The 22,925-nt window shown below is 44.8% G+C and carries 25 protein-coding genes; 15 read left to right on the top strand and 10 right to left on the bottom strand.

What is annotated here, in order from left to right; all coding sequences use genetic code 11:
- Window positions 1-42 precede the first annotated feature (42 nt).
- The 3 genes from LEP1GSC052_RS07855 to LEP1GSC052_RS07845 all read right to left on the bottom strand — a co-directional run bounded on the left by LEP1GSC052_RS07855 (window position 43) and on the right by LEP1GSC052_RS07845 (window position 1,258).
- Window positions 43-558, bottom strand: a complete 516-nt coding sequence (locus LEP1GSC052_RS07855; RefSeq protein ID WP_010575254.1) for an LIC_12238 family plasminogen-binding lipoprotein — start codon at window positions 556-558, stop codon at window positions 43-45.
- Window positions 555-755, bottom strand: a complete 201-nt coding sequence (locus LEP1GSC052_RS07850; protein WP_010575253.1) for a hypothetical protein — start codon at window positions 753-755, stop codon at window positions 555-557. The genes LEP1GSC052_RS07855 and LEP1GSC052_RS07850 overlap by 4 nt, the downstream gene beginning before the upstream one ends.
- A gap of 62 nt (window positions 756-817) precedes the next feature.
- Window positions 818-1,258, bottom strand: a complete 441-nt coding sequence (locus LEP1GSC052_RS07845) for a CBS domain-containing protein (RefSeq protein ID WP_010575252.1) — start codon at window positions 1,256-1,258, stop codon at window positions 818-820.
- Window positions 1,259-1,635: 377 nt separating this feature from the next.
- On the opposite strand from LEP1GSC052_RS07845, the gene LEP1GSC052_RS07840 reads away from it, so the two are divergent.
- From LEP1GSC052_RS07840 to LEP1GSC052_RS07830, 3 genes are all read left to right on the top strand, one after another.
- Complete coding sequence (locus tag LEP1GSC052_RS07840) at window positions 1,636-3,108, top strand: ATP-binding response regulator (RefSeq protein WP_020985675.1); 1,473 nt, start codon at window positions 1,636-1,638, stop codon at window positions 3,106-3,108.
- A gap of 156 nt (window positions 3,109-3,264) precedes the next feature.
- Complete coding sequence (locus LEP1GSC052_RS07835; protein ID WP_010575251.1) at window positions 3,265-4,320, top strand: class I fructose-bisphosphate aldolase; 1,056 nt, start codon at window positions 3,265-3,267, stop codon at window positions 4,318-4,320.
- A 231-nt stretch (window positions 4,321-4,551) separates the two neighbouring features.
- A complete protein-coding gene (locus LEP1GSC052_RS07830; protein WP_010575250.1) occupies window positions 4,552-5,529 on the top strand; it encodes a cysteine synthase A in 978 nt (325 codons plus the stop codon).
- Between the two features lie 165 nt (window positions 5,530-5,694).
- Here the strand turns inward: LEP1GSC052_RS07830 and LEP1GSC052_RS07825 are convergent, their stop codons facing one another.
- The gene (locus tag LEP1GSC052_RS07825) at window positions 5,695-6,702 is read right to left on the bottom strand and encodes an LA_0442/LA_0875 N-terminal domain-containing protein (RefSeq protein ID WP_010575249.1); all 1,008 of its coding nucleotides are present in this window, start codon (window positions 6,700-6,702) and stop codon (window positions 5,695-5,697) included.
- Between the two features lie 146 nt (window positions 6,703-6,848).
- Between LEP1GSC052_RS07825 and LEP1GSC052_RS07820 the strand changes: the two genes are divergently transcribed.
- Entirely contained in the window at window positions 6,849-7,121 is a 273-nt protein-coding gene (locus tag LEP1GSC052_RS07820; RefSeq protein WP_010575248.1) for an LIC_11321 family protein, read from the top strand.
- A gap of 69 nt (window positions 7,122-7,190) precedes the next feature.
- Here LEP1GSC052_RS07820 and LEP1GSC052_RS07815 read toward each other — a convergent pair whose 3' ends face one another.
- The gene (locus LEP1GSC052_RS07815) at window positions 7,191-8,474 is read right to left on the bottom strand and encodes a sensor histidine kinase (protein WP_010575247.1); all 1,284 of its coding nucleotides are present in this window, start codon (window positions 8,472-8,474) and stop codon (window positions 7,191-7,193) included.
- Window positions 8,475-8,768: 294 nt separating this feature from the next.
- Here LEP1GSC052_RS07815 and LEP1GSC052_RS07810 point away from each other — a divergent pair, with 294 nt between their 5' ends.
- Genes LEP1GSC052_RS07810 through LEP1GSC052_RS07795 form a run of 4 tightly spaced genes read left to right on the top strand, consistent with a single transcriptional unit; the run spans window position 8,769 to window position 12,813 of the window.
- Complete coding sequence (locus tag LEP1GSC052_RS07810; RefSeq protein ID WP_010575246.1) at window positions 8,769-10,790, top strand: right-handed parallel beta-helix repeat-containing protein; 2,022 nt, start codon at window positions 8,769-8,771, stop codon at window positions 10,788-10,790.
- A 40-nt stretch (window positions 10,791-10,830) separates the two neighbouring features.
- Entirely contained in the window at window positions 10,831-11,145 is a 315-nt protein-coding gene (locus LEP1GSC052_RS07805; RefSeq protein ID WP_010575245.1) for a PLDc N-terminal domain-containing protein, read from the top strand.
- A 5-nt stretch (window positions 11,146-11,150) separates the two neighbouring features.
- Complete coding sequence (locus tag LEP1GSC052_RS07800) at window positions 11,151-12,167, top strand: multicopper oxidase domain-containing protein (protein ID WP_010575244.1); 1,017 nt, start codon at window positions 11,151-11,153, stop codon at window positions 12,165-12,167.
- A gap of 52 nt (window positions 12,168-12,219) precedes the next feature.
- Window positions 12,220-12,813, top strand: coding sequence for an SCO family protein (locus tag LEP1GSC052_RS07795; RefSeq protein WP_010575243.1), 594 nt, complete (start codon window positions 12,220-12,222; stop codon window positions 12,811-12,813).
- Window positions 12,814-12,841: 28 nt separating this feature from the next.
- On the opposite strand, the gene LEP1GSC052_RS21725 is transcribed toward LEP1GSC052_RS07795, so the two are convergent.
- The 4 genes from LEP1GSC052_RS21725 to LEP1GSC052_RS07780 form a co-directional block, all read right to left on the bottom strand.
- Window positions 12,842-12,970: a hypothetical protein gene (locus LEP1GSC052_RS21725; RefSeq protein ID WP_020986594.1), complete on the bottom strand. Its 129-nt coding sequence runs from the start codon at window positions 12,968-12,970 to the stop codon at window positions 12,842-12,844.
- A gap of 41 nt (window positions 12,971-13,011) precedes the next feature.
- Window positions 13,012-13,380: a DMT family protein gene (locus LEP1GSC052_RS07790; RefSeq protein WP_040913381.1), complete on the bottom strand. Its 369-nt coding sequence runs from the start codon at window positions 13,378-13,380 to the stop codon at window positions 13,012-13,014.
- 208 nt (window positions 13,381-13,588) lie between these two features.
- Entirely contained in the window at window positions 13,589-13,987 is a 399-nt protein-coding gene (locus LEP1GSC052_RS07785; RefSeq protein WP_010575241.1) for an Hsp20/alpha crystallin family protein, read from the bottom strand.
- A gap of 20 nt (window positions 13,988-14,007) precedes the next feature.
- Window positions 14,008-14,424, bottom strand: coding sequence for an Hsp20/alpha crystallin family protein (locus tag LEP1GSC052_RS07780; protein ID WP_010575240.1), 417 nt, complete (start codon window positions 14,422-14,424; stop codon window positions 14,008-14,010).
- A 508-nt stretch (window positions 14,425-14,932) separates the two neighbouring features.
- Between LEP1GSC052_RS07780 and LEP1GSC052_RS07775 the strand changes: the two genes are divergently transcribed.
- The 3 genes from LEP1GSC052_RS07775 to LEP1GSC052_RS07765 all read left to right on the top strand — a co-directional run bounded on the left by LEP1GSC052_RS07775 (window position 14,933) and on the right by LEP1GSC052_RS07765 (window position 17,333).
- Window positions 14,933-15,520, top strand: coding sequence for a YdeI/OmpD-associated family protein (locus LEP1GSC052_RS07775; RefSeq protein ID WP_010575239.1), 588 nt, complete (start codon window positions 14,933-14,935; stop codon window positions 15,518-15,520).
- A 449-nt stretch (window positions 15,521-15,969) separates the two neighbouring features.
- Window positions 15,970-16,494, top strand: coding sequence for a hypothetical protein (locus LEP1GSC052_RS07770; RefSeq protein ID WP_010575238.1), 525 nt, complete (start codon window positions 15,970-15,972; stop codon window positions 16,492-16,494).
- Window positions 16,495-16,571: 77 nt separating this feature from the next.
- Window positions 16,572-17,333 carry a hypothetical protein gene (locus tag LEP1GSC052_RS07765; RefSeq protein ID WP_156892111.1) on the top strand — a complete coding sequence of 254 codons (762 nt, stop codon included), beginning with the start codon at window positions 16,572-16,574 and terminating at the stop codon, window positions 17,331-17,333.
- A gap of 170 nt (window positions 17,334-17,503) precedes the next feature.
- On the opposite strand, the gene LEP1GSC052_RS21235 is transcribed toward LEP1GSC052_RS07765, so the two are convergent.
- Window positions 17,504-18,109, bottom strand: coding sequence for a hypothetical protein (locus LEP1GSC052_RS21235; RefSeq protein WP_020986843.1), 606 nt, complete (start codon window positions 18,107-18,109; stop codon window positions 17,504-17,506).
- A 667-nt stretch (window positions 18,110-18,776) separates the two neighbouring features.
- Here LEP1GSC052_RS21235 and LEP1GSC052_RS07750 point away from each other — a divergent pair.
- Genes LEP1GSC052_RS07750 through LEP1GSC052_RS07735 form a run of 4 tightly spaced genes read left to right on the top strand, consistent with a single transcriptional unit; the run spans window position 18,777 to window position 22,917 of the window.
- Window positions 18,777-19,097: a MarR family EPS-associated transcriptional regulator gene (locus LEP1GSC052_RS07750; RefSeq protein WP_040913380.1), complete on the top strand. Its 321-nt coding sequence runs from the start codon at window positions 18,777-18,779 to the stop codon at window positions 19,095-19,097.
- Window positions 19,098-19,099: 2 nt separating this feature from the next.
- Entirely contained in the window at window positions 19,100-20,044 is a 945-nt protein-coding gene (gene fcl / locus LEP1GSC052_RS07745) for a GDP-L-fucose synthase (protein WP_010575234.1), read from the top strand.
- Between the two features lie 28 nt (window positions 20,045-20,072).
- Complete coding sequence (locus LEP1GSC052_RS07740) at window positions 20,073-21,857, top strand: ABC transporter ATP-binding protein (RefSeq protein WP_020985954.1); 1,785 nt, start codon at window positions 20,073-20,075, stop codon at window positions 21,855-21,857.
- Window positions 21,858-21,864: 7 nt separating this feature from the next.
- The gene (locus LEP1GSC052_RS07735) at window positions 21,865-22,917 is read left to right on the top strand and encodes an NAD-dependent epimerase (protein ID WP_010575230.1); all 1,053 of its coding nucleotides are present in this window, start codon (window positions 21,865-21,867) and stop codon (window positions 22,915-22,917) included.
- The last annotated feature ends 8 nt before the right edge of the window (window positions 22,918-22,925 follow it).

Below are 22,925 nucleotides of genomic sequence, written 5' to 3'. Positions count from 1 at the left end.
AATATTTGAATAGATCTCCGGAACGCCGCGATCCGTTTCTATTTACTTCATCGCTTTTTCGATGTCGTCGTCCGCGGGGGAAGAGGGGGAATCCTCCATATACGGAGTCTGCGCGGAGCGGACCAAAAATTCCACCTCGTCGATCACGTCCCCTTCGTAGGCCACTTTCAAAAGATATTTTCCGGGACTCAAACCCTGAAAGGAACCTTCGATGGTTTTTGAAACCGGGTTCGGTCTTTTTCTAAGAACGTCCATCTCGTTGTATCCGAGTTGAAAACGGCTCAAACTCACGTAGGTTTCCGCGGTTTCGGGAACGGATCTGGAAAATCGATAAATATAACGGATCGTTTTGTCGTCGGAAAAAATCAGATTCTCCCTTGTGATCGTATATTCTCCGACGGTCATGATTTTCTTTTCAAGAACGTCGAATTTCTCTTCGTCGAGGAGGGCCCAGCCGAATTCTCCCGTAGGTTTGAAACAGGCGGTCGCCGAAACGAATAACAATCCGAAGGCGAGAACGCGAAAAAACCAAGAAATCCGCGAAGCGAAATATTTCATTTTTCTCCCAACGAAGCGGAATCGATCACACGACCCTTGCCGGAAATATCTTTCTCGCGCGGAGGTTGTTCCGTGGGGGGAACGTTCGTATAAAACGTTTTCCACTGAGGTTCGGAACGCGTAGAAGGGTTCGTAAAAAATCGGGAAAGAAAACGATAAACTAGATAGGTCATCAGAATAAAAAGAATCAGTTTCATAATTCGGTCTGTTTCTAATTTGACCCCGGTTTGGTTTCCTGCAATCGGAAAAAACGGATCTTTTAGATAAATCCGTTCTCGTTGTACATGTATTGTTTGAGATTTTTATTCTCTTCTTCGGTTTTTTCGATCTTGGCTTTGACCGCGTCCCCGATGGAAATGATTCCGATCAAAATTCCCTCTTCCAAGATGGGCATGTGACGGATTCTTTTTTTGAGCATAATGGCGAGAAGTTCGTCCACGTCGTCTTCGGGACTCATCGTAGTCAGAGAGGTGGACATCACTTCCGAAACCGATTTTTTGAAAAAATCCAGACCCAGTTCCGCCGAAAGATGGAGAACGTCCCGTTCGGTGAAAATTCCTTTGAGTTTACCGTCCGTTAAGATCATCACCGAGCCGATATCGTATTTGGTCATAAACTTGACCGCATCCATTACCGAGGTCTCGGGTTCCACCGAAAGAAGTTTTCGGTCTTTTTTTGCCAGGATCTGTTTTATATACATCACCGTCTCCGTTCGGTTTTGATTTTGGTAAGAATGAGGAAATTACCTCTCAAGAGATATGATTTGCAATGTATCCCATGTTCAAAGAATGTCCAGGAAATTTGTAATTTTCATACGCCGGTCGAAACGGAAAATTCCGTCCAATCAAGAAGTTCGGGCGTCCCGCGTTTTGGAAGCCCGCATCGGGAATTCTTTGAAAACGGACTCGGCCAAAAGAATAAGGCGCGTCGATTTCGATTCAATGATTTTTCAACGTCCGCGCGTAATATCTTTCGAATTCGGGCGTTTCGGGTTAGAATTCTTACATTGAAATCGAAAAATGGTTTTCAATTCACGTATACTTTTACATTTTTTTCGCCAAGGTCGAGCAATTCAGAATGAATCCCTCCGAAAATAATTCCAGTCCTTCGATTCTGATCGTGGACGACGAATGGCTGATTGCGTTCAACCTTCAGGTTTCTCTTCAGAAATTGGGTTATAGAATTTCGGGAACCGCGAGAACCGCGGACGAGGCTTTGGAAGTCGCGGAGCGAACCAAACCGGATTTGATTCTCATGGACATTCGCATCGAGGGAGAACTCGACGGGATTCAAGCCGCCGAAAGAATCCAAAAGAAAATGGACGTTCCCGTTATCTTTATGACCGCGTTTGCGGACGAAGAAACGTTCAACCGGGCTGTGGACAAAGCTTCGATGTTCGGTTATATCTCCAAACCCTTTCAACCCCAAGCGCTTAAGAATTCGATCGAGATCGCGCTCAAACAACAACAACGTTTCGGCAAAGCAAGGGAAGAAGGAAAGGAATTCAGGGACGTCATTCAAAACATAGGCGAAGGCGCGATCTCCTTGGATCGGGAAGGAAAAATCTTATTTATGAACCGAACCGCGGAGGCCTTAACGGGTTGGGCCCTTTCCGACGTTCAAGGGGAGAACGGGGAACGGGTTCTCAGTCTTTCGACCGACGACGGTGAAAACATCAGAACCGGAATCGGAAAACCGGATCAACTGAAATACATTCCTTCCTTGCTCACTCGTAAAAACGGAAGTCGCATTCAAGTCGCGTTTCGAGTTTCTCCCATACGCGACGAAGACGGAACGATCGCCGGTTCCATCATCACCTTGTCCGAACTTTCCTCTCTTTCCGTTTCCGAGAAAGAAATTTCCGAAATGGAAAAGGTGATTCAATCCGAAAGAAGATTGGATTCGATTCAAAAACTCGCGGCCGGTCTTGCGCACGAGATCAACAATCCTTTGATGGGAATCATCAACTACGGACATATCATTCGCAATCATAAGGGCGGAGATTCGGACACGAAAAACTACGCCCGTCTTGTCATCGAACAAGGGGAAAGAATCGCGGCGATCATCCGCAACCTCGTTTTGTTTTCCAGAAAAGATCCGGAACAACCGGTGCAAACGAACGTAAAACAACTCGTCGGTTCCGTGGAAGATATGATTTCGGAGATGTTAAAGTCCCAAGAGATTCAACTCGAAAAGAATATTCCGGACGATCTCGAGGTTTCGATTCGCCCGAATCAGATCCGAGAAGTTTTGTACAACATTCTGTATTACTATTCCGAAAACCAAAAAAAGGCGCGCATTCATTTGAAAGCCGCGTTGGACGCGGGGGAGAATTCCATCCTCAAGGTTTTGGTTTCGGGAAAACTCGGAGTCGAACTCAATCTCAACGAGGAAAGCAGGTTCGAGCCGTTCGAAAACTTTCGATCGAACGACGCACGCATCGGTATGGGACTTTCGGTTTGTTACGGGATTCTCCAGGCGAACCGAGGACAACTTCTTCTCAAAAAATCGAACTCGGGCTGGGACTTTATCATCCAAATTCCAGTTTGAGGGAGAATTTAGATTCTCCCTTGCATCCAAAAACGAGTCGATGAGGGACTCAATTTAACCGTTTTCGTTCGCATTTTGCGAATGAAAATCGATGGAAAAACCAGGTGTAGTGAAAAAACCTGTATTCAACATTCAAATCGAGCAAGGAACTAAGGAATGATCGATAAAATTAAGGCCGCCCTGGGTGCAGAAGCGGATTCTCTTTTAAACCATACTTGTAAAACGATTCCAAAAGAATCTTTAAGCCTTCCCGGCGCAAACTACGTAGACGATATTCTTTCCAAAAGCGATCGAAACAATTCGGTTCTTAGAAACTATCAGTCGATCCTGAACACGGGAAGACTCGCAGGAACCGGTTTTACTTCCATTCTTCCTGTCGATCAGGGAATCGAACACAGTGCGGGCGCTTCTTTCGCGAAAAACCCGGCTTACTTCGATCCTGAAAACATCGTAAAACTCGCCATCGAAGGCGGTTGTAACGCGGTCGCGTCCACCCTCGGCGTGTTGGGACTCGTTTCCAGAAAATACGCGCACAAAATTCCGTTTATCGTAAAGATCAACCACAACGAACTTCTTTCTTATCCGAACAAGTTCGACCAAATCCTTTTTGCAAACGTGGAACAAGCGTTTGATATGGGTGCAGCCGCGGTCGGAGCTACGATCTATTTCGGTTCCGACGAATCTTCCCGTCAAATTCAGGAAATTTCCGAAGCGTTCCACAGAGCGCACGAACTCGGACTCGTAACCATTCTTTGGGCCTACCTCAGAAACGACGCATTCAAACCGGACAAAGTAGACTATCACTTAGCCACCGACTTAACCGGACAAGCGAACCACTTAGGCGCGACCATCCAAGCCGACATCGTTAAACAAAAACTTCCCGAAGTTTTTGCGGGCGGCTTTAAGGATTTGAAATTCGGTAAAAAGGACGATAGAATGTACACCACTCTTACGGCCGATAACCCGATCGATATGGCGCGTTACCAAGTGGCGAACTGCTACATGGGTAAAATCGGTCTGATCAATTCCGGCGGAGCCTCCGGCGAAAACGATTTAGGCGACGCGGTCAAAGCGGCGGTCGTAAACAAAAGAGCGGGCGGTATGGGACTTATCTCCGGTAGAAAGGCGTTCCAAAAACCGATGAAAGACGGAATCGCTCTTTTGAACGCGATTCAGGACGTTTATCTTTCCAAAGACGTGACGATCGCGTAAGCGTTATCGCGTCCGAGGAAACGTGTTCGATTTTACGTTAAAGCGAAATTAGAACATTCAAATATAGAAATATTCTTTCGAACCCGTTTCGATCGGCTCGAAAGAAGGAAAAAATACTCCGCGTTTTTCGCGGAGTATTTTTTTTAAATACAAATCAAGTGAAACGCTTTTTACGAAAGCGTTTCAGGGCATATCAGAGATTAGAGCATTCTACGCAAAAAAGATGGCGCTATGAACGTTAAAAAAGATTTTTCGAGCGCGGTCGGTAACACGCCGCTCATTCTGCTTCGCAGTTTCAGCGAAGAAACCGGTTGTAATATCTACGGAAAGGCGGAGTTCTTAAACCCCGGCGGTTCCGTAAAAGATAGGGCCGCGCTTTTTATCGTGGAAGACGCGGAGAAAAAGGGACTTCTAAAACCCGGTGGAACCGTCGTCGAAGGGACGGCCGGTAACACGGGAATCGGTCTTACGCATATCTGCAACTCGAAGGGATATAAAACTCTCATCATCATTCCGGACACACAGTCTCAGGAAAAAATCGATCTGCTTCGTACGCTCGGCGCGGAAGTAAGAACGGTTCCCGCGGTTCCTTACAAGGATCCGAACAACTACGTAAAGGTTTCGGGAAGAATCGCGGAAGAATTGGGCAACGCAGTATGGGCCAATCAATTCGACAACCTCGCGAACCGGGAAGCGCATTACAAATCGACGGGCCCAGAAATCTGGGAACAAACCGACGGCAAAGTCGACGCTTGGATCACTTCGCTCGGAACGGGCGGAACTTATGCAGGAGTTTCGTTATTCTTAAAGGAAAAAAATCCCAAGATCAAAACCGTGGTCGCGGATCCGTTCGGTTCGGGAATTTATAATTTCGTAAAGAAGGGAGAGGTTCTCGCGGAGGGAAGTTCTTTCACCGAAGGAATCGGCAACGGAAGAATCACGGAAAACATGAAAGACGCTCCGATGGACGACGCGATCCGAATCGGAGACGAGGAATGTCTGAAAGTCGTTTATCAACTTCTTTCCAAGGACGGATTGTTTCTCGGAGGTTCCACCGGAATCAACGTGGCCGCCGCGGTTCAACTCGCGAAACAACTCGGTCCGGGTCATACCATCGTAACCGTGTTATGCGATTCGGGCGCTCGTTATCAATCCAGAATTTTCAACAAGGAATGGTTGGCTTCCAAGGGATTCAAAGTTCCGGAATAAGAGGAAGAATTTCGAGTAAGAGCGTTTGAAATTCGAATCGGCAAAAACCGTTTCGAGTTCGAGGCTCGGAGTTCGAGTTCAAGAGCCTGAACAAAAAAAGAAAACCGGTCTGATTCGCGCGCGATCGACCGGTTTTTTATTTTCACTATATTCTATTTTTCTAAATTAGAAAAATAAAGAATACATCACCTGACCGCCCACGTCCACACTTTTGGCTCCGCCGGCGATTTCCTTATAAACCAAAGGATTTCCGCGAATTCCGAAACCTTCCGAAACGGTTTCACCCGTTGGAGATTGAATCACGTTGTTCTGCGCCCAGGTTTTTCCCGTAAAGTAAGAATGGGTCAACTGAATCAGATAGATTCCGATCGCGACTCCGGCTGCGGCGTGTTTTGCGTGTTTATAACTCGATTCGTCCGAACGGATGGAATTGAGAGAATTCAAGTTTTTGAATGTATTGATCTGATTGTACTGATCCAGAACTCCGGCCGGAAGACTGGAACTCGGGATCAAACCCGCGGTGAATTGATTCTCCAGAATCTTTTCGATCTTTTTGTTGTACGCGCTAGCCCTGTCCTTTTCGGCCGCGTCCAAACCCACATACGAAATCAGGGAAACGAAAAATAGCGTGGAATAGGTGGAACTCCAACCTTCCTGCTTCATAAGACTGTGACCCCAACCCGGAAGGATCGCCGATTTCCAAACCGGTTCCCAGGGATTTCTTTTGGCGGAGATATAACGTTCCCAGTCTCCGTCCCGTTCCTCGAGATATTTTTCCATCAGAGCCAAACGTTTTTGAACGATCTTATAACTGTTCTCCTTGATCATTTGCTCCAGATAGATCGTATCGAGTTGTTCTTCCTTATCGCTTTTTTTGCCTTCTTTGTTCAGTTTCTTTTTTTCGGCTTCGATGATTTTGGCGATTTCCTGTTCGTCCCGGATTTCCTTGAAGATGATCTTGAGAATTTTAGATTTTCCTAATCTTTCCCGTTTTCCTTCCTTGATGATCGTGACCGTTTCGGGGTCTTGGTCGATTACGGTCGCGTATGCGCGTTCTCCAGATTTAAAAAGAATGGTCTCTCCGAAAATCGAATCGGTAAAAACGAGGACCGAAAATAAAAAAAGAATTTTCGAAAGGGATAACGTCCTTCGAAGATGGGCAAAAAATTTCATAAGAATAAAGTTCCTGTAAATCAAAACTAATCTTTCAGTATTAGTAAAGAAATTATAATTGCAATTTAATTTATCGAAGAAGCTCGATTTTATTTGCGTAAAATGGGCCGATATCGTGAACATAGATTTGTGAAGGTTTGTAAACGATGAAGAGAAGATTCGAACTCAAAAATTGTCTCGGAGTTTTACTGATTTTGATCCTGTGCGGAACTCTTTTCGCTAAGGAAACGGAAAAAAAGGAATCGGAAAGAGGTTTGGAAACCTCGTCCAAGCCGCCGGTGCAAGGTTGTTGTCGAATTAAAATGGCCGGGGGCGGTTACGATTATTTCGTAAGTTCCGAAGAGGAATGCGCCGGGCATAAACAGTTTCATTCTTTTATGAAGGAAAGAACCCTTTGTTTCGAATCCTTTCCCGAATAAAAAACGCCCGAGATCAAAGGCGGAAACAAAAACTTAAATTTTGAATATTCCAAAAATGGAATGTTTCTATTAAGGAAAAAAGCGGATTCTCACCCGAAACCCGTTTTCTTTTTCCACTTCCAATTCTCCCCTTAACTGCATACAAAGAGCTTCGATAAGACTGAGTCCGAGGGAGCTTCCTTCTTCGGGGTCCTTGTCCGGAGATCCTTGGCCGATTCCGTCGTCTCCCACTTCCAAGATCAAATAACCGGAAGCCGATTTTTGAAAGAAGGTAGTGATTTTTCCCTTTCGGTTTTCCGGAAACGCGTGTTTGAAGGAATTGGAAAGAAGTTCGTTTACGATCAAACCGCAGGGGATCGCCTTTTCCATCGGAAGAAAAATTTCTTCTATATTACAATCCGATTGTATTCTTCCGTCGCTCGGACCGTAGGAAACGAACAGATGATTTACGAGAGAATTGAGATAATCCTTTGCGTGAATTACCTTGTAAGAATTCTTATGAAACAGATAATCCTGAACCATCGCCATGGATTGAATCCGGTTCATCGCCGATGAGATCGCTCGTTTTGCGGGTTCGGATTTCGTCTTTTCCTGTTCGAGGGTCATCATCGCAAGGATGAGTTGAATATTGTTTTTAACCCTGTGTTGAATTTCCCGAAAAAGGGTTTCCTTGTCGTTTAACGATTCGGTCAGTTTTGTTTCGGTCGCTCTGCGGATCGAAACCTCGGTTTGGAGTTCGCGGTTCGTTTTTCTTTGCAGAAGAATGAGTTGTTTTTGTTTTCGGATTCCTTCCGCAAGTCCTCTTAAGATCGAGATCACCGAAAAGGTGAGAATTCCGCAAAGGAAGGTGAAGTTCGCGCCTACGACCAAAATCTGAAATCCCGTCTCGTTTCCGATCCAGATCTTATAGTTTACGAGCAATACTCCGCCAAACACGCAGACCGAAGCGATCACCCAACCCCAAAGAGCGAGCGTTGGACTTAGAAAAATTCCGCAGAAGACGGGGATCAAAAAGAACCAAAGAATTCCCGCGCCCCCGAGTCCGATCTTCGTATAAAGAAGACAACCCATGATGAAGACGAGCGCCAGTAAAAAATAGGATTTGGATTTGTAATAACGACTTGGAAGTAAAAGCAAAAACCAAATGAGGAGAAGGGCGAGCGTGTCGACGATGACGACTTCTCCGAGACCTTGTGTCCAAGCCAAATAAACGCTCGGGATATAAATGACGAAACCGAAACAAGCGGCGAGGATCAAAAGAACCTGGATGATATTTCGTTTCCAGGCGTTCGGATGTGTAGAATTCGGCGAAGGGACTTTGAAAAGATCTTTGATTTGGGAAAAAAGGGCCATCGGCGTTCCGTCAATCCCTGAACAATCGATTCTCTTTCTTTGAAAGATAACGAACGTTCGAATTCGATTCTGGAAAAATCTCTCTCATTGAATTTTTGTCTTGAGTTTTTTTAAATATGTGAGCAAATGCTCATTATTCTGAATAGAGAGATATGGAGCCATTTATAGATCGATAAGGATTGTTTTTACCTTGCAACCTTTTTGAATCTGAACACAAATGAGCATTCCATTTCCCATCCAACCTCAGATTAAGTATACAATAAAATTCCGGAAAACCCGGGGGTTCAATCAAAAATGAAAAAACCAGGTTTCGAAATCAAAAAAGTTCCCTATCTATTCGCTCTTTTACTGGTCGGAGTTACGTTAGGGGTTCTCGTTTCCGCCTGCTCCGGGGAAAAGAAGGACGAGATCGAAGGTTTCGCTCACGTCTTGATGATCGATAATTCTTTCTCTCCTCCTATGCAGAAAATTCCCGTCGGTGGAATCGTCGAATTCGTCAATTCGGGGAACAATCCGCATAACGCGGTCGCCGTGGACAAGAATTGGTCCACCGAAAAGTCTTTCGGGAATATCGTTATGCCCCGCGGTTCTAAAACCAAGGTGACTTTTCCGAAAGAAGGCGTTTTCCCTTACTTCTGTTCCTTTCACGCGACGCCCGACGGCAAAAGCGGAATGGTGGGGGACGTTGTCGTAGGAAACGTTCCTTACAATCCGGCCGCAAAAGCGGGAAAATCCTGGAAGAATGTTTCGCAATTTTCGGGAACCACACGCAAGGTTCCTTCCCAATATCCCACGATTCAGAACGCGGTGGACGCCGCGAATCCGGGTGATTTGATTCTTATCAGCGAAGGCGTTTACTTGGAAGAAGTCACCGTTACGACTCCTTCGATCACGATTCGCGGTGTGGATCGGAACAAGGTGATCATCGACGGTCAGTTTCAAAGAGGAAACGGTATCATGGTTGTCGCGGCGGACGGGGTTGTGATCGAAAACATGACCGCGAGAAACGCGACGTTGAACGGTTTTTATTGGACCGGCGTGAAGGGCTTTCGAGGTTCTTATCTTACCGCACACAACAACGGGGATTACGGAGTTTACGCGTTCGATTCCATGAACGGTGTGATCGAACATACGTACGCTTCCGGTTCGCCCGACTCGGGAATTTACATCGGTCAATGTTATCCTTGTAAGGCGATTCTTTACGACGTGGTTTCGGAACACAACGCACTCGGTTATTCCGGAACGAACTCAGGCGGAGAATTGTATCTCATCAGTTCCGTTTGGAAAAACAATATCGTCGGTCTTGCTCCGAACACTCTGGATCGGGAACTTCTTCCTCCCGAAAGAGAAACCACGATCATCGGGAACTTAGTCTACAACAACAATAACCCGAAGGCTCCGATCGCGGCCTTGGAATATCCTTCTTTCGGAAACGGAATTCTCATCGCGGGCGGTCTTTCGAACATCATTCGCAAGAACGTCGTGGTCGATCACGAAAACAACGGAATCGTAATTCTCCCCAACTTGGATGAGAAGTTTTGGATTTCGCATAACAACGTGGTTCAGGACAACGTCGTCTATAACTCGGGCAGAGCGGATATCGCTCTCGTCGGTCCGATGAGCACGGGAAATTGTTTTTCCGGTAACGAATACAGAACCGAACTTCCGGCCTTCTTGGAAAAATGGAACGGCTGTAATTCCTTTATCAGGCTTCCGATGGGCGGGGATCTTTCTATGATGCTCGGCGCCTTGGGTTTGATGGTTCAGGCTTCGGGCGGAAGATTTCCTTCCGGTAATTATAAGGAACAACCGATTCCAGGTCCTCAGTTGAATATGCCGAACGGAAGCAACGCACCCGTGAGACCCGCGTTGACCGCGTTCGAAGACTTCAACCTCGACCTGAACAAAATCTCTCTTCCGAAAGAAACAGAAGAAGTTTTGAAATCGGTTCCGAGAAAACCGGCGCCGACCACGGGTGCGATCACTCTCGTAAAACCGAGAAGTCTTTTCCCGTTCTTCTATCACTGGTTGGGATTCCTACTTCCTTTCGCGATTTATATCTGCTGGACTTCCATGTCCTTGTTCGATCTGAAAGACAGAACGGACTTGGAACAGAATCAAAAACTTTCCTGGATCTTGGCGATCACTTTGGTTCCGATCCTGAGTCCCGCGATTTATCTTCTCGGAGGAAAAAGCACTTACCCGAATTGGTTTAAAAGAACCTTGGTTTGGGGAGGTTTGATCGCATTCTTCCTGTTATTGGCCTACACCGGAATCTCTTTGATGAACGGCGTCGGAACCAAGACAATCAGTTAATAAGTTTAGAATATTCAGAAATTATCATAGGAGTAACAATATGGAACAAACTGTCATCGGCGGCCCAGGATTCTTCGCTTTACTTTTCAACTTTTACGGATATTACTTTCCGTTCATTCTTTACACTCTTCTTGCGCCTTTGGCGCTTGCGGATCTCGTAAAAAGAGCGGACGTGGATTCCAAAACCGGTTCCATTTGGACCGGCGCGATTCTTCTGGTTCCGATCGTGGGAGCGGGAGCGTATCTCGTCGCGGGCGGATCGAAAGTTCCGGCTTGGTTGAAGAACGCACTCGTTTACGGGGGAGTCGGATTTTTGGCGCTGATCATTCTCGTTACGTCGGTCGCTAAATTCTAAAAAAAGTGAACCGAAAGCAGTTTCTCAAATGGCTCGGGATCGGCGGCGCGGGAATCGCCGCGGGAGCCGGAATCAGTTCGGTCGGCGATGGGGATGGAAGCGGAGGTTTACTCTGTAAGGTCCGTCCCGGAATCGTGGGCGTAAACAAAGAAGCGACGATTCCCGGAAATCCCGGAAACAATTCGTACGGGAGTATGGTTCATCCTCCCTTTCAAACCGATCCCGCGTTTTTGAATCGTATGGATCTGAAGAACTTGGAAGTTTCTTCGGGTCCGATTTTAAAACAACATTTGAGCATCGTCGAGATGCCCTTGACCGTCGCGCACAACACGGTCGTCAAGGCTTGGACTTTTAACGGAATCGTTCCCGGTCCGGTGGTACGAGCGAAGCTCGGACAGAAGATGGAGATCACTCTTCGAAACGATTCCGAACATCCTCATTCCATTCACTTTCACGGAAGTCACGATCCGAACGAAGACGGTTGGGAACCGATCGTCACCGGCGGGGAAAAAACTTATAAACTTACCGCGGGGCCGATCGGATTTCATCCGTATCATTGTCACGTTCCTCCTTTGGCGAGTCATATGGCGAAAGGATTGTACGGCGGTTTGATCGTGGATCCTCCCGGAGGTCGTCCGCCCGCGCACGAGTTCATGTTGATTCTTTCGGGATGGGATCTCGGAGACAAAGGGAAGAATGATATCTTCTCTTGGAACGGAATGGCCGGTTTTTACGATCGTTATCCGATCAAGGTTCCCGTGGGCCAAAAGGTTCGTCTTTATATCGCGAACATGTGCGAGTATGAACCGGTCGCTTCCTTTCACTTACACGCTCAGACCTTCGACGTTTTTCGCACGGGAACAAGACTCGTTCCCGACGATCATACGGACGTCGTCACGCTCGGACAAACCGAAAGGGTCATTGTGGAATTCACACTTCCGAAACGGGGAAGATATATGTTTCATCCGCATCAAACGAAGATGGCGGAGAACGGAGCCATGGGTTGGATCGTCGCGGTATAATCCAGTGACGTCTAACGTGTTTCGATTCGTTCAGAATCGTTAGGAGATTGTTTTGAAGGAAAGAATTCTTTTTATCGGCGTTTTGTTTCTCGGAATCGGGCTCGGTTTTTTCGGTTGGAAGGAATGGAGATCGAAATCCTCCGTTCAAGAACCGGTCTTTGTAGAAGAATGGTCCTCCACAACCTTGAAAAACACGGAGAACTTGGAAATCCCTCTCAGCAGAATCCCGGGAAAACTCAAACTCGTCTATTTCGGATTTTCTCATTGTCCCGATATGTGTTCTCGTGCCTTGCTCGATATGTCCGCTACGGTTCGAGAACTCGGTAACGACGGCAAGGATTTGACGCCTGTGTTTATCAGCGTGGACCCGGAGCGAGATTCTCCGGAACTACTTGCAAAATATGTAAAGCAGTTTGCCGGGCAGGGGTTGATCGCTTTGACGGGCGAGAAGGCGAAGTTGGATTCTCTTCAATCCGCGTTCGGCGCGGTTTCCAAAAAAGTCAGCGCTCCACAACTCGAAGGCGGTTATACCGTGGACCATACCGTATTTCTATATGTCCTGGACGATCAAAGTAGAATTCTTGCGACGTTCCCCGGAGGAACGGACGGTAAAACGCTCGCAAAAGATATTCGAAAATTCTTATAGATCGTTTGTCGCGCACTTCTGCGTCGGTTTAATTCCGGTTGTGCGCCTTGTCGATGTAAGGCGCGGTCGTTTTGCAAGCGGTTTTCGATCCGATATCGTTTGTCGGAAGAATCGATTGGAGCCTTTTGAGACCGTCGGGAACGGTTTCGTTTTCCAATCGATGTTGGAACTCCCACGTTTTAAAAATAATTTCCGAGTTTACGGATGCGATGAAGTCGAACTAACGCCGCTCTTATCGTAAAAGGCAAATCCCACCGCCGCTAAAATTAAAAGAAAACTCACGGCGTGATTCCATTTTATTTTTTCCTTTAAGACCAAGGACGCGAACAGAATGAAAACGCTGATCGTGATGATCTCCTGAAGAATCTTCAGTTGAAACGCGCTGTAACCTTCTTCTCCGTAACCGATCCGATTTGCGGGAACCATAAGAACGTATTCGAAAAGGGCGATTCCCCAGCTTAAAAAAATCGTAAGTGGAAGACTCCATCCGTGAAAATACTTCAAGTGACCATACCACGCGAAGGTCATAAAAAAATTGGAACAGACAAGAAGGAAAAAGGTTTTCATAAGTGAATGGGAACCCGGTCGGCGGATGGAACGCAATCCTGATTTCAAAAAAAATCCCCGGAGATCCGGGGTTCGAGTGTGGGTTTTAGACTTCAGGTAGTATAACGTCTGCCACGTTCCGAACGGCAAAGAAGAAACGAAGTTCTTCAAAGAGTAAGGTTCCGCCGGCGGACCTTGGAGAAAGATCCGGCTCCGGCGGATGGAACGATTACTCGGAACGAACTTCTATCTTTTTCGTGTGAGGTTTTCTTTTGGGAAGAACCAGATTCAAAACCCCATTCTTATAAACCGCGGAGATTTTTTCCTCTTCAACCGATTCGGTCAGAGTGAACGATCTCTTGTATTCGCCGGTTCTGTATTCGGAATATCTCAACTCGCCGGAAATATCTTTCTCGGATGTTTTACCGGAGATGGTGAGTTGATCCTTTTCGATCTGAACTTGAACGTCCTTTTCTTCCACGCCGGGAAGATCCGCGTAGAGATAGATGTTTTCTTCGTCCGAATAAACGTCCACTCTCGGAGTAAGAATTCTCGTTCTTTTTACTTCGTGAGAAGGTTGATTCTCCACGGTTGTGTGGTTCTCTTTGTTCAATACTGCGTTTGTCATTTTTATTCTCCTTATCGTTATTAGTTGGTTTTGATCTGGATCTTACGCGGTTTAACGCTTTCCCGAATCGGGAGTGTAAGAACCAAAACTCCGTTTTTAAATTCCGCGGTGGTCTTTTCCGAATCCACTTCCGCAGGGAGTTCCAGAGCTCTGCGAAACTTTCCGTGAAATCTTTCCACACGATTCGTATCGTAAGAATCCTTCGGTCTGTTTGCCAGAGCGTCCCCTTCGAGTCGAAGTTGATTTCCGCTCACGGTGATTTCCAAAGAATTCGGATCGATTCCGGGAACCAAAGCGGTGATCGTAATCTCGTCCGCTCCTTTGTGAATATTCAGAGTCGGATAAGCGCTTCCACCGTTTGCGGAAAAAGGGTCCCAAAAGCTCGAGAATCGGTTTTGGAGCTTATGAAAGTCTTCAAAGATTCTAAATTCGTTCATAGTTTGATTTTACCTCTTTTGGCAATCTGAATCTTAGAGTGCCAAAATGTTAAAAAAGTTCAATCCTTTTTTTGGAAAAATTAGCACTCTTTTTTTGTTAGTGCCAGGGTCGGGAGTGGAAACAAATCGGGTCCGTTCCGGGTCGGCAAAGAATTTGTTTCAAAACCCTGTTTTACAAGGGTTTCGCGTAGACGCGGCAATCCTCTTTTTTTGGGAAATTCGAAATTGGAAACGGAATTGTTTTGTACGTAAGATTCAAATGCGTTCGGGCAAATTCCGTGTTTATACGATTCTCACACAAACGCGGAAGCATATTAGCTTCTCCCCTTCGACTAAAAAATAAATGACAGGTTTTCATATAGTATTTTTATAATATACGGCGGTCGGATGCAAGTCGCACGATGTCGCATTATCGAATTTGATAAGGCGCAAACGCGGGTTAGGCGAAGAGCCGCGTTTCGTTTCAAATTCTTTTCCGCCGAACGCAATCCACATCAGAGAAAAATTCATGGCTCAAAAAAATCCGAAAGTTGATAAATATGTCGAGAAGGACAAAAACTGGCAGAAAGAACTGGTTCAAATGAGGGAGATTGCTCTTGGTTGCAAACTCGAAGAGAATTTGAAATGGGGATGTCCCTGTTACACGTTCGAGGAGAACAACGTCGTTCTCATCCATGTATTCAAAGAATATTGCGCTTATCTTTTTTTCAAAGGCGCTTTGATGAAGGATCCGCAGGGAATTCTCGTTCAACAAACAAAGAACGTTCAATCGGCTCGACAGATTCGTTTTACCGACGTGAAAGAGATTAAGAAGATGAAATCGGTTTTGAAATCTTATATCCAAGAAGCGATCGAGATCGAAAAGTCCGGTCAGAAAGTGGCTTTTAAAAAGACCGATCAATTCAAAATTCCGGAAGAATTTCAAAACAAATTGGATGAAATCCCCGAATTGAAAACCGCTTTCGAGGCCTTGACCCCCGGAAGACAAAGGGCCTATCTTCTTCATTTTGCGGCTCCGAAACAATCCAAAACCAGAGAATCCAGAATCGAAAAATCGATGCAACAGATCTTCAAAGGCAAGGGACTGAACGATTGATCTTCTTTTAAAAGGAAGGCGTTTCTTGAGGAAGTAACCTCAGGTCGTTTCCGGGAAAAATCCTCTACAATCCCAAAAACATATCCGAATTCATTTCGGATTGTTTCTAAAAATTGAATATTCCAAAAATTGAATTTTTGTAGAAAGGTGAGTCTTATTTTTTGATTTTTTCAAGGAATGTTTTTGTGTCAAACGACCAAGATTCGCTCGGGCCAAAGATTTCGGTTTTGTGTCAAATTTTGGATTCGATTTCGTATTCTTGATTCTTTGCTTTGATTTTCACTTTGGTTTAAAACAATTCGTTTCATTCGTTTGAACGGCCAATTGTAAGTTTTCGCTTGCTCCTATCTTTTACTTCCGAAAAGCATTCCTGAAAACACGGGCGCGTTTGGATTCTCCATTCTTTTCTTTCGCGTTTGTGAATCACTTTTAAACAGCGGAGTTTTGATATGGCACAGGTTAGAGGGAAATTCATCACGCTCATCGGAGGTTTGATGGGAATTTATAAGGACGCTCGAGAACAAGCGAACGCGACGTTGCTTAAAGCGACCGGAAAAAATTACAATGAATTGGAGCCCGAAGGTTGGTATGAATGCGAATATTACATAAACTTTATGAACGAATACGTCAAAGCGTCCGTAAGCAAACAAAAAGCGCTCATCACCTTGGGCAAACAGGTTTATCCCACGATCAAAAGAACGGTCGGAATTCCTCCCGAAGTCAAAACCCCGCTGGATTGTATCTTATTCGAAGCGGAAGGATTTTTGTTCAGCCACAAGGGTGTCGAGGTTTTGCCGAGAAAGTTCATCAAAAAAGAAGAAGGGCACGTGATCGTACAAGCTCCTTCCGTCGGATATCCGGATATATTTATGCAGGGAGTTTTCGAAGGAATCTTGGAAATGTTCAACGCTTCCAACGGCTCCGTCGTTCTTAAAGCGGGTGCGCCGATCTGCGAATACGAAATCAAATGGTGAACGCGGCGATTTTTTTGTGAAAACTGCGCCGAGTTTCCCGGTTGTATAAAACGAATTCTCGGCTGAAACAAACTCATATGAAAGATTTCAACCCAACGTATCGTGAACTCAAACCGAGTCTTCGAGATTGGATTCTCGTTGCGATCGGCCTTGCCTTTGTCGTCGCGGGAATCGTGGTTCTTCCCCGAAATCCCAAGGTCGGAATCGTAACGCTTGCGTTCTTCGGACTTTGCGCGGGAATCGCGATTCGGACCGTGTTTCGTAAACTGAGGGACAGTCGATTTCAAAGTCTTTCCGTTCACGTGATCGGCGGGGTTGAGATCCGACCTTCTCGGTTGAGAATTCTACTCATGGCGGTTTCGTTGTTTGTCGTCGGGGCCGTTCTTCTTTTATTCGGCACGGAATATCCGTTCGTTTTTCGAGTGTTGGCGGGTTTGATCTGCGGAACCGGAATCGTGTTGGTTTTGATGATCGCTCTCGGAAAAATACCGGTCGGCTTTATTCGATTCGATTCCGAAGGATTTACGATCGGTAGAAAACGATGGAACGTTACTCTTCCTTGGGACGAAATCGCGGAGATTCGCGCGGGAGATTACAGCGGAAACTCCGCGTTATATCTGTGGATCAAATCCTTGGATAGAATCAAAACCGATCCGGAAGAATTTCAAAACAAGGCAGTGGAAGAAATCCTTTCGAGTGAACGTTGGATCGGCGCTCATTTTATGATCCTAACCGAAAACTACAATCTTTCCTCTCCGATGGTCGCGGAAGCCTTGGAACGTTACGTTTTGGAACCTTCTTCTCGGGAAGAATTGAAAAAACGTATGATTCTTTCCTAATATTCCGGAAATTTTAATCGCATTTTTATTTTTCGGGGAAGGTCGGGTCGGGAGAGAAGGGAAGTCGGGGCCGGTATCGAAAACACCCGAGGTTTTTTTGTCCGCAAAGACCAAAACCTCAAGGTGTTTTTTGGAAGAACGAAAAAGTTGAAACGTTGTTAGGCGTCTTCTTATCTCTTTTTCGCTTTTTTCTTGGAAGTTTTCTTTTTAGCCGTTTTCTTTTTGGCTGTTTTTTTCGGAGCTTTTTTCTTCGCTACCTTCTTCTTCGCGGTCTTTTTCTTGGTGGCTTTTTTCTTCGCCACTTTCTTTTTCGCGGCCTTTTTCTTAGCGGCTTTCTTCACGGCCGCTTTTTTCTTTGCGGCGACCTTTTCAACAACGGCCTTATCTCCGTCGTTCAAACGGAAGAATGATTTTTCAAAATCGCGATTCTTAAATGAAACCAAGGCGCGACCGATCAGCTCGTCGATATCGGAAGTTTCCATTCCTTCGTTTGCGGATTCGATGTAGTCGTACGAAAGATGAGCGAGTCCGCAACGCAGATAACTCGTGAGTTTATCCTGAGAAGCTCCTTGGCGGGCGAGACCGTGAAGCCATTCTCTGAGAATTTTATCTCCGAGTTCGAAGTTCGATTCGGGTTGAGCGGATCTACCGGTCTTGCGAAACTCTTCGTTGAGTTTTTGGTGAACGAGTGAATAATCTTCTTCGAAAGCTTTATCGAGAATACCGTCTTCGATAAGCCTTGCGTCCAATTTTTGGACTATAGAGGAATCGGCCATATTGTTAGAATCTCCTGAAATTACGGGGCAGAAATTGGATATAGTTTGTTCGAAGAATTCTTTATGCAAGAAAAAACTGAAACGAGGTTTAAAATGATCTCCTAACTTAGAATGAATGCTCTAACGATGAAAGTCGGATTTAGGAATTAAGAGGTTTCTTATATAGAATGAAAGTGATCGAACTCGCTTCGTCTTGGATCTTGACGTTTCGATCGAATCCGTCGCGGATCGTTTCCGATTTTTATCGCGAAGCGAAGAAGAGAATCAGAATGATGCAAGAAAGAACCGCGCTCCTTTTCGTGTCGCGATCTTCATTGTCTCGTGTTCGTAAACTTTGTCCAAATTCGTTTTCGGTTTCTTGGACTTCTTCGAATTCATCGGTTTTGGAATCTGCAGCTCCCGAGAATTTCGCCTTTGCGATTCGGAACATTTGCGCTCGGGAAGAATTCTTCCTAAAACATAACCTGCTTAAAACCGCTTAGAAATAGGGAATTTCTAAGCGGTTTGTCTGTTCAAGAGTTGAACAAATTTTCTTGACAGAAGGCCTTTGCGGTCTTTTTATGAATCAAGAATTTCCAATTCTGGGATTGACCCGGCGAAGCTATGCCTAAAGTTTCCGTTCGATTCCGTTTTTCTCGAATCTCCTCCTTCTTTTTTTGGTGTTCCTATGGATGACGCGTTAAGACACAAACTTCTGAGAATCTTGGAAGAAAACCCCGAAGTCAATCAGAGAGAAATCTCGGAGATATTAGGGATTAGTTTGGGGAAAGTGAACTATTGTCTCAAGGCTTTGATGGACAAGGGTTGGATCAAGGCCAAGAACTTTAAGAACAGTAAAAACAAACTCGCGTACGCATACTTCTTAACTCCGATGGGAATCGAAGAGAAGGCTCGTATCACAGTACGTTATCTGAAAGTGAAGATGCAGGAGTACGAACAGATTCGCAAAGAGATCGAAGAGTTGAAGAAGGAAGTCGGGGAAGAATAGCGATGGATAAAAATTCCAAAATCTACATCGCGGGTCATAAAGGTCTCGTCGGCTCCGCGATCGAGCGCGTCTTAAAAAAAGAAGGTTATGAGAATATCATCGGTAAGTCACATTCCGAGTTGGATCTTACGGAACAATCGAAGGTCAACGAATTCTTCGAAAAGGAAAAACCGGACTACGTTTTTCTCGCCGCCGCAAAGGTCGGAGGGATTCACGCGAACAACACGTATCCCGCCGAATTCATTTTTTCCAATCTGCAAATTCAGAATAATATCATAGACGCTTGTTATCGTTTTCAAGTTAAGAAGCTGCTCTTCTTAGGTTCCTCCTGCATTTATCCGAAGTTCGCGCAACAACCTATGGACGAGGGACAACTGCTCGATGGTAAACTCGAACCGACGAACGAACCGTATGCGGTCGCGAAGATCGCCGGAATTGTTATGTGTCAGAGTTACAATCGTCAATATGGTACGAATTTTATTTCCGTGATGCCTACCAATCTTTACGGTCCCGGCGATAACTATCATCCCGAAAATTCTCACGTGCTTCCCGCGCTCATTCGCAGATTTTACGAAGCGAAAAAACAGAATCTTCCCGAGGTCGTCGTTTGGGGGACCGGTAAACCCTTAAGAGAATTCTTATATTCGGACGACATGGCTCGGGCGTGCGTTTTTCTTATGAAGAATTACGACGCGACCGGCGACGCGAAAGGCGGTGAACACGTGAACGTAGGGAGCGGTATCGAAGTAAGTATCCGCGAACTTGCGGAAACGGTTAAGGATGTCGTGGGTTATCAAGGTCTTTTGACCTTCGATCTTACCAAACCGGACGGAACTCCCCGTAAACTTTTGGACGTTTCCAAACTTCACAAGATGGGTTGGAAACATCAGGTGGAATTGAGAGAAGGGATTCGATCCGCGTTCGAGGACTTTTTGGATTCTAAATAATCATAAAGCCTTGCATTTTAAATCTTTTATGTCTGAACCTAAAACAACTACTTTGCTTAAAAGTCTTTGGGATAATTTTTCCCTTGTACGTAAAAAACAATTTATTCTTTTAATTTTTCTAATCGGTTTTGCTTCTTTTATGGAAGTATTTAGCATCGGTGCCGTGTTGCCATTCTTAAGCGCCCTTACCATGCCGGAAAAAATATTTGAAATTGAATCGATAAAACCTTTATTATCGCTTTCGAATATATCACATACAAACGATTTGATTCTTGCAACCACGATTGTGTTCATTGTATCTTCGCTAATTGCAGGGGGAATGAGGCTCCTGCTTCTTTGGGTTAGTAATCGATTGTCCTTCGCTGCCGGAACTGACTTAAGCTCGAAAATATACCAAAAGACTCTCTATCAACCTTATCGAGTTCATCTTGATCGAAATAGCAGTGAGGTCGTCTCCGGTATTCTGATTAAAGCGAAGAGAATGATCGGGTCCATTATATTACCGATTGTCCAAATTATCAGCTCCGTATTTATCGTGATTTCGGTTTTGTTCTTTTTAGTTCAATTGAATCCGATTCTTTTAGGTACGATCATGATTACTTTCGGCGGATTTTATTTCATTTTTGCTTTTTTTGTTCGTAACCAACTTGCAAGAAATAGTCATATAGAGACGAAAGAACATTCGCATGTTTTAAAGTTATTGCAGGATGGTCTTGGAGGAATTCGCGATATTTTATTAAACGGGAATCAAAAATTCTACACCGAAATTTTTAAAGAATCGGATGAGAAACTTAGAAAAGCTTCGGCGATTTCTTCTTTCACATCGGCAAGTCCGAAATACGTCGTTGAAGCGATGGGGATGGTATTCTTTGCAATCTTAGCATATTCTATATTTTTAAAAAATGGCGGGCTTCAATCTTCTTTGCCGTTTTTGGGAGCTCTTGCTTTGGGAGCTCAGAGGCTTCTGCCAATTCTTCAACAAGCCTATCAAGGGTGGGCTATGGTAAAAGGATCCAAAGGCACATTGCAAGATGTGGTTCAGCTTTTAGAGCAACCTCTACCTGCTTACGCATTTTTGCCGCAACCGAAATCAATTTCATTTAACGAACGATTAGTGATCGACAATCTATCATTTCAATATCATTCAGACGGACCATACATTCTAAAGAATATAACGATAACCGTGCCTAAAGGTTCGAGAATCGGTATCATTGGGCAAACGGGAAGTGGCAAAAGTACATTATTAGATTTGATTATGGGACTTTTGGAACCTTCATCGGGTCGAATTTTCTTGGACGAAACTTTATTGAGTGAAGAAAATATACGGTCTTGGCAAGCATCGATCGCGAATGTACCGCAAAGTATTTTTTTATCGGATAATACAATTCTTGAAAATATCGCTTTAGGGATTCCCCGCGAACGCATTGATATTGAAAAAGTGAAACGGGCTGCGAAAAGTGCAAAGATCGCAGAACATATTGAAAGTTTGAAAGACGGGTATGATACTCTCGTTGGAGAGCGAGGGGCTCGTTTGTCCGGAGGACAGCGGCAACGAATTGGAATAGCGAGAGCTTTATATAAAGACGCTTCGGTGATCATTTTTGATGAGGCAACAAGCGCGTTGGATAACGAAACCGAAAGATCCGTTATGGAATCTATTGATGGTCTGGGTAAGGATCTTACTATTTTGATGATCGCACATAGGCTTTCTACAGTTAAGAACTGCGATCAAATCATAGAGCTGAATGCAGGAAAAATAGGAAGGTCCGGCAAATTCGAAAATTTATTTTCAAATTCTTCCGAGCAGTATTGATCGAATTATGAAACTTTTAGTTACGGGCGCCGCTGGATTTATCGGTTATCACACCGTTCGAAAAATGATTCAAGCGGGTCATGAAGTTGTGGGGCTTGATAATCTCAACGATTACTACGACGTGAATTTAAAGCTCGCGAGACTGAACGAATTGGGAATAGATATTCAAGTTGTCGGCGTTGAAAAAGAAATAAAAAGCAGAAAAAATAAGAATTTTCGATTCATCAAAGCTGATTTATCGGATCAGCAGAAAATGGAAACCTTATTTAAGAATGAAAACTTTGAAAGAGTATGCCATCTCGGCGCACAAGCCGGAGTGCGTTATAGCTTAACGAACCCGCATGCTTACGTTAATTCTAATATTATAGGAACATTGAATATTTTAGAGAGCTGTAGAAAATCGGAAGTTGGGCATTTGGTTTACGCATCAAGTTCTTCCATTTACGGTCTCAATACTCAGATGCCTTTCCGAACAACTCAAAATACGGATCACCCTGTCAGTCTCTATGCTGCAAGCAAAAAGTCTAATGAGCTTATGGCTCATGTATACAGTCAATTGTATAAAATTCCGACTACGGGACTCCGTTTTTTTACGGTTTATGGTCCATGGGGAAGGCCGGATATGGCGATCTTTTTATTTACAAAAGCTATTCTCGAGGGGAAACCCATCGACGTATATAATGACGGTAATTTACAGCGAGATTTTACATACGTTGATGACCTGGTCGAAGGAATCGTTAAAGTAATTGATTCACCGGCTAAATCGGATGATAACTGGTCTTCTGATGAACCCGCAGCTAATTCTTCTGTCGCTCCATACAAAATTTATAATATTGGCAATTCTTGTTCTGTTAAGTTGATGGACTTTATTGAGGCAATTGAACATGCCGCTGGTAAAAAAGCGATTATCAACTATTTACCCATGCAAAAGGGTGATGTCGTCGCAACTTGGGCTGACGTTAGTGATTTAAAAAGAGATTTTAACTATAATCCGGATACGCCTGTACGTGAAGGCATCGCGGAGTTTGTGAGTTGGTTTAAATCCTTTTATAAGGTTTAAAAGTGATT

The sequence above is a fragment of the Leptospira kmetyi serovar Malaysia str. Bejo-Iso9 genome, assembly GCF_000243735.2.
Lineage (GTDB): Bacteria > Spirochaetota > Leptospiria > Leptospirales > Leptospiraceae > Leptospira > Leptospira kmetyi.
This window is presented reverse-complemented; position numbering and strand designations above follow the sequence as displayed.

Excerpts from the sequence above, each read along its gene's own strand:
- LEP1GSC052_RS07850 (WP_010575253.1), bottom strand. The coding sequence starts at position 755 with ATGAAACTGATTCTTTTTATTCTGATGACCTATCTAGTTTATCGTTTT.
- LEP1GSC052_RS07810 (WP_010575246.1), top strand. The coding sequence starts at position 8,769 with ATGAAAAAACCAGGTTTCGAAATCAAAAAAGTTCCCTATCTATTCGCT.
- LEP1GSC052_RS07835 (WP_010575251.1), top strand. The coding sequence starts at position 3,265 with ATGATCGATAAAATTAAGGCCGCCCTGGGTGCAGAAGCGGATTCTCTT.
- LEP1GSC052_RS07815 (WP_010575247.1), bottom strand. The coding sequence starts at position 8,474 with ATGGCCCTTTTTTCCCAAATCAAAGATCTTTTCAAAGTCCCTTCGCCG.
- LEP1GSC052_RS07825 (WP_010575249.1), bottom strand. The coding sequence starts at position 6,702 with ATGAAATTTTTTGCCCATCTTCGAAGGACGTTATCCCTTTCGAAAATT.
- LEP1GSC052_RS07845 (WP_010575252.1), bottom strand. The coding sequence starts at position 1,258 with ATGTATATAAAACAGATCCTGGCAAAAAAAGACCGAAAACTTCTTTCG.
- fcl (WP_010575234.1), top strand. The coding sequence starts at position 19,100 with ATGGATAAAAATTCCAAAATCTACATCGCGGGTCATAAAGGTCTCGTC.
- LEP1GSC052_RS21235 (WP_020986843.1), bottom strand. The coding sequence starts at position 18,109 with ATGGCCGATTCCTCTATAGTCCAAAAATTGGACGCAAGGCTTATCGAA.
- LEP1GSC052_RS07750 (WP_040913380.1), top strand. The coding sequence starts at position 18,777 with ATGGATGACGCGTTAAGACACAAACTTCTGAGAATCTTGGAAGAAAAC.
- LEP1GSC052_RS07820 (WP_010575248.1), top strand. The coding sequence starts at position 6,849 with ATGAAGAGAAGATTCGAACTCAAAAATTGTCTCGGAGTTTTACTGATT.
- LEP1GSC052_RS07790 (WP_040913381.1), bottom strand. The coding sequence starts at position 13,380 with ATGAAAACCTTTTTCCTTCTTGTCTGTTCCAATTTTTTTATGACCTTC.
- LEP1GSC052_RS07780 (WP_010575240.1), bottom strand. The coding sequence starts at position 14,424 with ATGAACGAATTTAGAATCTTTGAAGACTTTCATAAGCTCCAAAACCGA.
- LEP1GSC052_RS07785 (WP_010575241.1), bottom strand. The coding sequence starts at position 13,987 with ATGACAAACGCAGTATTGAACAAAGAGAACCACACAACCGTGGAGAAT.
- LEP1GSC052_RS07830 (WP_010575250.1), top strand. The coding sequence starts at position 4,552 with ATGAACGTTAAAAAAGATTTTTCGAGCGCGGTCGGTAACACGCCGCTC.
- LEP1GSC052_RS07765 (WP_156892111.1), top strand. The coding sequence starts at position 16,572 with ATGAAAGATTTCAACCCAACGTATCGTGAACTCAAACCGAGTCTTCGA.
- LEP1GSC052_RS07740 (WP_020985954.1), top strand. The coding sequence starts at position 20,073 with ATGTCTGAACCTAAAACAACTACTTTGCTTAAAAGTCTTTGGGATAAT.
- LEP1GSC052_RS07805 (WP_010575245.1), top strand. The coding sequence starts at position 10,831 with ATGGAACAAACTGTCATCGGCGGCCCAGGATTCTTCGCTTTACTTTTC.
- LEP1GSC052_RS07855 (WP_010575254.1), bottom strand. The coding sequence starts at position 558 with ATGAAATATTTCGCTTCGCGGATTTCTTGGTTTTTTCGCGTTCTCGCC.
- LEP1GSC052_RS07840 (WP_020985675.1), top strand. The coding sequence starts at position 1,636 with ATGAATCCCTCCGAAAATAATTCCAGTCCTTCGATTCTGATCGTGGAC.
- LEP1GSC052_RS07770 (WP_010575238.1), top strand. The coding sequence starts at position 15,970 with ATGGCACAGGTTAGAGGGAAATTCATCACGCTCATCGGAGGTTTGATG.
- LEP1GSC052_RS07735 (WP_010575230.1), top strand. The coding sequence starts at position 21,865 with ATGAAACTTTTAGTTACGGGCGCCGCTGGATTTATCGGTTATCACACC.
- LEP1GSC052_RS07775 (WP_010575239.1), top strand. The coding sequence starts at position 14,933 with ATGGCTCAAAAAAATCCGAAAGTTGATAAATATGTCGAGAAGGACAAA.